The sequence below is a fragment of the Microvirga sp. P4_G7 genome (genome assembly GCF_056401005.1).
The window spans coordinates 1-1,605 of the sequence record NZ_JBFUKD010000771.1; the positions used below are offsets into that span (position 1 = coordinate 1).

General features: G+C 61.7%; 2 protein-coding genes and 2 tRNA genes. 1 reads left to right on the forward strand and 3 read right to left on the reverse strand.

Annotation, left to right across the window (positions count from 1 at the left end):
- Positions 1–228 precede the first annotated feature (228 nt).
- The 3 genes from AC1DT3_RS20505 to AC1DT3_RS20515 form a co-directional block, all read right to left on the reverse strand.
- Entirely contained in the window at positions 229–567 is a 339-nt protein-coding gene (locus AC1DT3_RS20505; protein ID WP_477467051.1) for a hypothetical protein, read from the reverse strand.
- A gap of 86 nt (positions 568–653) precedes the next feature.
- Positions 654–727: transfer RNA gene (locus AC1DT3_RS20510), tRNA-Gly, on the reverse strand.
- Positions 728–748: 21 nt separating this feature from the next.
- Positions 749–833: transfer RNA gene (locus tag AC1DT3_RS20515), tRNA-Tyr, on the reverse strand.
- Positions 834–1,019: 186 nt separating this feature from the next.
- Between AC1DT3_RS20515 and AC1DT3_RS20520 the strand changes: the two genes are divergently transcribed.
- On the forward strand, positions 1,020–1,605 hold a 586-nt coding region (locus AC1DT3_RS20520; RefSeq protein ID WP_477467052.1), incomplete at its 3' end, for a TrmH family RNA methyltransferase.

Sequence of the window (1,605 nt, forward strand, 5' to 3'; positions counted from 1 at the left end):
AATCGTCCCGATGTTGCAATGCGGCTTATTACGTTCAAACTTTTCCTTCGCCATGTCCTATTGTCCCTGACACGTCTTCATTACCTGAACGGCAAACTTGCCGCCCAATAGGGCTCTTTGCTCGGTTCTGCAAGAGCCAGTTTATGTAGGTCGACAGATAATGGCCGAACGCCTCAACGCCAAGGTCAGGATGCCCAACCGGCAGCGCCGACCCGGGCATGCGGTCGCTCAGCGGCGAAAATCCGGGTACAGCCGGCTCATGGCGATGCTCCAGTAGCAATCGGCCTCGCCGTCCGACCGGATGCATTCCAAACTGTTGCCTCCGACGGTCCTGCGCTGCAGGACGGACGCCGCCCCGGCCGGGATCATGCGGCAACCGCGCCTGCCGTCCTTGTCGCGGATGAACTTGAGCGCGGCGACAGGATCTTTTCTGTCCAGCTCGGCGTAACGGGCGGCATCTTCGACATAGGTGCAGCCGCCAACCGGCTGCGGCAGCCTTAAGCGGTCGCTCTCGGCATAAGCCGAGGTGGACGCCAGCAGGGCAAGAACGGCTAAAATCGTCCGCATTCCGAAGGTCCGTTGAATTGACGCGGCCGTCGTAAGACCAGAGTGCCGCCTCGGCGCGCGCTAGGGGCAAAGCTTTGAGGGAAAATTGGAGCGGGTGAAGGGAATCGAACCCTCGTATTCAGCTTGGAAGGCTGCTGCTCTACCATTGAGCTACACCCGCGAGAGCGTCTCGTTGGTTGGATGGTGGGGGAAGTAGGACTCGAACCTACGAAGGCATAGCCAGCGGATTTACAGTCCGCCCCCTTTGCCGCTCGGGACATTCCCCCATTTGACCCAACCCACGCTTCGCGTAAAGGCCGTTTCAAACGAAACTCCCCGCTCGCGGCGGGGATTCCGTGGGCGCTCTTATGGTGACCTGCTTACGCGGTGTCAACTCCAAAGAACGAACCGCATCGTGAGTTTCGGCATCCTGTGTTATGGCGACGCCCAACAATTCAAAGAGACCATTCGAAATGAGCGAGCGCCCGACTTTTTCCAAGAAGCCCCGTTTTGGCCGACCCGGTGGCAAGCCGGGCGGCAAGTACGAGCGCCGCGACGCCCGCCCCAGACGCCAGGCGGAGGATGACGACCAGACTGTGCTCTATGGGTGGCATCCGGTCGCCGAGGCGCTGCGCAACCCGAAGCGCCGCTTCCATCGGCTTCTGGCCACCGAGAACTCGATGATCCGGCTGAACGAAGAGCTCGGGATTCCCCTGCCGATCGCCCCCGAAATCGTCCGTCCCGGAGATATCAACAGGCTTGTGGAGCCCGACGCCGTTCACCAGGGCCTCTATCTGGAAGCGGAGCCACTGCCCTCCCCGACCCTCGACACCTTGAGCGGGACGCGGGTCGTGCTGGCGCTCGATCAGATCACCGATCCGCACAATGTAGGGGCAGTCGTACGCAGCGCCGCGGCCTTCGGCGTCGAGGCCATCATCACGACCGCGCGGCACAGTCCCGCGGCCACGGGCGTCTTGGCGAAGGCTGCCTCGGGCGGCCTTGAACACGTGCCGTTTCTGGTCGTCAGAAATCTCGCGGATTCATTGATTGCCCTTGGAG

Bases quoted from the DNA above. Each gene is read 5' to 3' on its own strand.
- AC1DT3_RS20505 (WP_477467051.1), bottom strand. From the start codon at position 567: ATGCGGACGATTTTAGCCGTTCTTGCCCTGCTGGCGTCCACCTCGGCT.